The organism is Streptomyces sp. NPDC051104, assembly GCF_040682835.1.
Taxonomy (GTDB): Bacteria; Actinomycetota; Actinomycetes; order Streptomycetales; family Streptomycetaceae; genus Streptomyces; species Streptomyces cynarae.
Window position 1 is genome coordinate 331,733 of record NZ_JBFBBS010000003.1, and the last position, 5,434, is coordinate 337,166.

Annotated in this window: 4 protein-coding genes; 2 read left to right on the top strand and 2 right to left on the bottom strand. The window is 69.0% G+C overall.

Features of this window, described 5'->3' with window-relative positions:
• Together AB0N14_RS08135 and AB0N14_RS08140 are read right to left on the bottom strand one after the other, a co-directional pair.
• The coding region (locus AB0N14_RS08135; RefSeq protein WP_366024857.1) for an N-acetylmuramoyl-L-alanine amidase at positions 1–2,387 on the bottom strand (2,387 nt) is incomplete at its 3' end.
• 284 nt (positions 2,388–2,671) lie between these two features.
• Positions 2,672–3,298, bottom strand: a complete 627-nt coding sequence (locus tag AB0N14_RS08140) for a TetR/AcrR family transcriptional regulator (RefSeq protein ID WP_366024858.1) — start codon at positions 3,296–3,298, stop codon at positions 2,672–2,674.
• Between the two features lie 256 nt (positions 3,299–3,554).
• Between AB0N14_RS08140 and AB0N14_RS08145 the strand changes: the two genes are divergently transcribed.
• Both AB0N14_RS08145 and AB0N14_RS08150 read left to right on the top strand, forming a co-directional pair.
• A complete protein-coding gene (locus tag AB0N14_RS08145) occupies positions 3,555–4,469 on the top strand; it encodes an ABC transporter permease (RefSeq protein ID WP_366024859.1) in 915 nt (304 codons plus the stop codon).
• Positions 4,462–5,319: an ABC transporter ATP-binding protein gene (locus tag AB0N14_RS08150; protein WP_366024860.1), complete on the top strand. Its 858-nt coding sequence runs from the start codon at positions 4,462–4,464 to the stop codon at positions 5,317–5,319. The genes AB0N14_RS08145 and AB0N14_RS08150 overlap by 8 nt, the downstream gene beginning before the upstream one ends.
• Positions 5,320–5,434 lie beyond the last annotated feature (115 nt).

Consider the following 5,434-nt stretch of genomic DNA (forward strand, 5'->3'; position numbering starts at 1 on the left):
ACGGAGGAGTCCCGGGCGAGCAGGTCCGCCTTCCCGTCACCGGTCAGGTCCCCCATGCCGAGCATGGTGTAGCCGCCCCACCCGAAGCCGGCCTTCACCCGCGCCTTGAAGGGTGCCGACGGTTTGCCGCTGCCCTGGTAGTACCAGAGGTTTCCGGAGCCGTCGCGAGCGACCATGTCACCCGTGCCGTCGGCGTGGAACACCGACATCGGCGTCATGGCGTTGTAGCCGCCCCAGCCGTAGCCGACCTTGTACCGCGACAGGAACGGCGACGACGCCACGCCCGTGCCCTGGTACTGCCACAGGTTGCCCGAGGAGTCACGGGCCAGGAGGTTCTGCCGCGTCGAGGCGGCCGGCCCGGGCACCGCGGAGATCACCTTCACATCCGCCGAACTCAGGTACGCCAGACGGTGGTTGTAACGGATCGGGTAGTAGGTGGTGGTGCCGCTGATCACCGTTCGGTCGTGCGCGGCGCTGCCGTCGAACGTCGTCGAGCGGTAGTAGCCCGACGTCTCCTTCGCGATGGCGACGTACGACTGCCCCGATGGGATCGAGTACTTGGTGAGCGCCGTCACCGGCTGCGGGGTGAGGTCGCTCGGGTACGCGCTCGCCTCCGGGTAGGCGCGGCCGTAGACCGGGATGGAGCCGACCCCGTCGCGGGCGGTGACCACCGTGACCGCGGAGGTGTCGGAGACCGGAACGGTGTACGCGCCGTGCGGGTTGTAGAACCACGCCTTGGTGCCGCCGTACCAGATCGCCGTCCAGTCGTCCTGCTGGTCGGCCACCACGAAGTCCTGACCCGCGACCGCCTTGTCGCTCCAGTCGGATGCGGCGGTCGTCCCGGAGGAGAAGTACGGATTCGTGATCAGCGACGCGCTGTTCGACGGCGAGGTGCGCAGGTACACGAAGTCGGCGGGCTGCGCCGACTGACCGCTGACGGGCGGTTCGTACGACGAGTCGAACGGCGGCGCGATCCGCACCACCTCGCCGGCGACGAGCGGCGAGCCGGCCGGGTTGCTGTTCGGCGCGCCGAGCAGGGACATGTAGTGGTTCCAGTCCCAGTACGTGCCCGGGTCCCAGTGCATGCCTGCCACGTACGCGTCCAGCGGGCCCGTGATGTCGTCGTGGCCGATGATGTGCTCGCGGTCGAGCGGGATGCCGTACTTGCCCGCGAGGTACTTCACCAGCGCGGCGGACGACTCGTACTCCGACTCGGTGTACCAGCTCCCGCCCTGGAGCGCGAAGCCCTCGTGCTCGATGCCGATGGCGTGCTGGTTCATGTACCAGTTGCCCGCGTGCCAGGCGACGTCCTTGTCGGCCACCATCTGCGTGACCAGCCCGTCCGAGGAGCGGATCAGGTAGTGGGCGCTGGCGCCGGCGGTCGGGTCCTGGAACTGGCTGAGCGCCGAGGAGTACTGGCCCTCGGTGTCGTGGATGACGATGTAGTTGATCGCGTCGCCGTCCGAGGGCCGGTCGGCGATGTCGTAGTTCCCGTACTGCGTCTTGTCGGTGGAACTGGTCTGCTTGTACGCGGCGGGCACGAAGTCGCACGTGAGACCGGTCGGGCACGGGTCCGGGGTGCTGGTCGCCGTGGCCGCCGTCGCGGTGGTGTAGCTCGCGTCCGTCGCGGTGGCGTAGCCGGTGTGCGTGCTGCCGGTGGTCGAGTAGGCAGCCGTGCTCACCTTCGGCTTCAGCCCGGGATGCGCCTCGAGCGTCACCTGCTGGCCGTCGGCGGTCACACGGCTGATCCCCGAACGCATGTGGGCGTAGACGCGCTGCGCGAACTGTGCCGCGCCCCGGCCGTCCGGCGACTGGCTGTAACGTTCCACCGCCGCGTACCACTGCTCCGGGTCGGCCGGCAGCCCGCCGGTCGCCGCACGCTCGTACTCGGCCAGCAGCGCCGCACCTCCGCGCACGCTCTGTCTCATGTCCGTGCGCAGTGACGTCGTCGACGTACCGATGAGCTTGGCCGCCCGGTCCAGCGTGTGCAGTGCGGGCGCGTCGGTCTGCACGGCGCCCACGTCAGCCAGCACGCGCTTCGACGGGTGGAAGGGCCGCTGGCCGTCCTCACCGCGCAGGTTCAACTCCCGCACGCGGTCGCTCTCCGACGGCTTGGGCACGTCCGTCGAGGCCACCTGCGTGAGGCCCATCACGTTGTAGTTGCCGGTCATGCTCGGCCGGCCCGCGTGGGTGTCCCAGCGGCTCTGCTGGTACGCCACCGCCATCAGCACGCTCTGCGGCACGTGGAACTCCCGTGCCGCCGAGGCGAACTCATCCTGCAGGGCAGTGGGGGCGGCCGCCGTCGACGGCGAGCCGCCCGGCTGGCTGGCCTGCGCCACGGCCGCGATTCCCGCCGCGACCAAGGCGAGCACGCCCCCGGCAGCCATTCCCACCCGCACCCTCGACCGGCGGTGTCTTCGCTGCTTGCGATTCAAAAGACCGTCACATCCTGTTCTGACCATGCCTCGGCCAACCATGGGGGGCGGCACCCGGACGCTAGCAGGGGCCGACGGCCGTTCACACACTGGGTATGCCGAACAGGGATCACTTCACGGTCCGGGCACCCGTCCGCTCGTCCTCTCCGCCGCCTCCTGGGCCGCGTTCGCCGAGCGGCTGGAGGGCTGATGGGCGGACGGCCGCTGTCCGCGCGGGGCGACGGTCACAGCCGGGCTCACAAGGCCCTGAGGGCTCCCGCCGTGGCCCGGGCCAACCCAGCCAGATACCCTTTCGGCAGCTTCGGCCCCCGGACCACCACCGCGCGCCAGTACAGCGGGCCCGAGATCAGGTCCAGGGCCAGGTCCATGTCGATCGTTGCGCTGATCTCGCCGCGCGCGGCCGCCGCCGAGACGATGCCGCTCGCCACACGCTCCTGGCCCTCGCGCAGCGCCTTCTGCATGGCCTCGGCGATGTCGGGATTGCGGGCCGCCTCCGCCTGGAGGTCGGGGATGATCTGGCCGGCCACCGGGTGCCGCAGGGCTCGGGACGTGACCTCGTACAGGAGGCGCAGATCGCCCTCCAGTGAACCGGTGTCGGGCGCCGGCAGGCCCTGGACCGCGATCGCCGACATCAGGTCCAGGACCAGGTGCAGTTTCGAGCGCCACCGGCGGTACACCGCCGTCTTGCCGACACCGGCCCGGCGCGCGATGCCCTCGATGGACATCCGGGCGTAGCCGACGGCCGCCAGTTCCTCGAAGACCGCCGCGCGAATGGCTTCCGTCACGTCCTCGCGGAGGACGGCCGCACCCGCGGGCGCCCTGCGCCCCCGCTTCACCTGGGGAGCGTCGGCGTTCGTCGTCATGCGGACCAGCATAGGGCGTGACGACGAAACGGTTGCGTTCCGACGTCGAATCGGCTTACCCTCGCGTTGCGACGATACGGTCCCGTTCCGACGTAAAGGACAAGAGTCCAAACCCCCAAGAGCAGTACAAGAGCCCTGGAGCCGAGCAAGGCCCCGACAGGAAACAAGAAACGCAGGGCAGCGGTACCAGCGGGGACAACGCGGCGGAACACTCGGTACCGGTTGCGCAACCGACCCCCGAGCGAAAGCAGCGGATGTGAGCCAGGTTCTCCACACACCGCCCCCCACGGCCAGCGACACGGCCGCGACCCCGGCGCAGCTCGCCGCCCGGTACGGCCTCGCGGTCAGCGGTGCCCGCCCCTCCCTGCCGGAGTACGTCCGCCAGCTGTGGGCGCGCCGGCACTTCATCACGGCCTTCGCCACCGCCAAGCTCACCGCTCAGTACAGCGAGGCGAAGCTCGGCCAGATCTGGCAGGTCATGACGCCCCTGCTGAACGCGGCGGTGTACTACTTCATCTTCGGCGTCCTGCTGGGCACCAGCCGCGGCGTGGCGGACTACATCCCGTTCCTGGTGACGGGTGTGTTCGTGTGGACGTTCACACAGAGCTCGATCATGGCGGGCACCCGCGCGATCTCCGGCAACCTCGGCCTGGTCCGCGCCCTGCACTTCCCGCGGGCCGCGCTGCCGATCTCGTTCGCGCTCCAGCAGCTCCAGCAGCTGCTGTTCTCGATGGCCGCGCTCGCGATCATCCTGCTCTGCTTCGGCATCCCGGTGAGCGTCTCCTGGCTGCTGATCGTGCCTGTACTGTTCCTGCAGTTCGTGTTCAACGCCGGCGTCTCGATGATCATGGCCCGGATGGGCGCCAAGACGCCGGACATCGCGCAGCTGATGCCGTTCGTCCTGCGCACCTGGATGTACGTCTCCGGCGTCATGTTCAGCATCGACAAGACGCTCAAGCACACCGGCCTGCCCTACTTGGCGAAGGTGATACTGAAGTCGAACCCCTCGGCCGTCTACATCGACCTGATGCGCTACGCCCTGATCGACAGCTTCAAGGCCCGTGAGCTCCCCCACCACGTGTGGGCGTACGCGGTCGGCTGGGCCCTGCTCGCGGGCGTCGGGGGCTTCATCTACTTCTGGAAGGCTGAGGAGAAGTACGGCCGTGGCTGAACCTGTGACCGACGAGCTGATCCCGACCGTCATCTGCGACGGCGTCGACATCGTCTACCGCGTCCATGGCACGGGGGCCGGCCGTGGCTCCGCGACCGCCGCGCTCAACCGCATCCTGCACCGCAAGCAGGCGGAGAAGGCGGCGGGCGTCCGCCGGGTGCACGCCGTGAAGAACGTGTCCTTCACCGCGTACAAGGGCGAGGCCATCGGCCTGATCGGGACCAACGGTTCCGGGAAGTCCACGCTGCTCAAGGCCATCGCCGGCCTGCTCCCGGTGGAGAACGGCAAGATCTACACAAATGGCCAGCCCTCCCTCCTCGGGGTCAACGCGGCCCTGATGAACGACCTGACGGGCGAGCGCAACGTCTACCTCGGCGCTCTCGCCATGGGCATGTCCCGCGAGCAGATCAGGGAGCGCTACCAGGACATCGTCGACTTCTCCGGCATCAACGAGAAGGGCGACTTCATCACGCTGCCCATGCGGACGTACTCGTCGGGTATGGCCGCCCGTCTGCGCTTCTCGATCGCCGCCGCCAAGGACCACGACGTGCTGCTGATCGACGAGGCCCTCGCCACCGGCGACCGCGCCTTCCAGCGGCGGTCCGAGGAACGCATCCGGGAACTGCGCGAGCACGCCGGCACCGTCTTCCTGGTGAGCCACAACAACAAGTCGATCCGCGACACCTGCGAGCGGGTGCTGTGGCTGGAGCGCGGTGTGCTGCGCATGGACGGTCCGACCGAGGAGGTCCTCGCGGAGTACGAGGCGTTCACCGGCGGGGCCGACAAGGCCAAGGGCGCGAGCGCCGCGGGGCCGGGGACCGCGAAGAAGGAATCCGCGGGAGCCAAGTAGCCCGTATTACGAGAAGGCCGAGGCGGGGGGTCCGGGGGCTGCACCCCCGGGCCGATCGGAAGAGCACACCTCAGAACACCACTCAAAAAATAATGTATATCTGTTTTCGTGGTTT

What these genes read in the sequence shown, in the direction of transcription:
- AB0N14_RS08140 (WP_366024858.1), bottom strand. Translation starts at nt 3,298, where the DNA reads ATGACGACGAACGCCGACGCTCCCCAGGTGAAGCGGGGGCGCAGGGCG.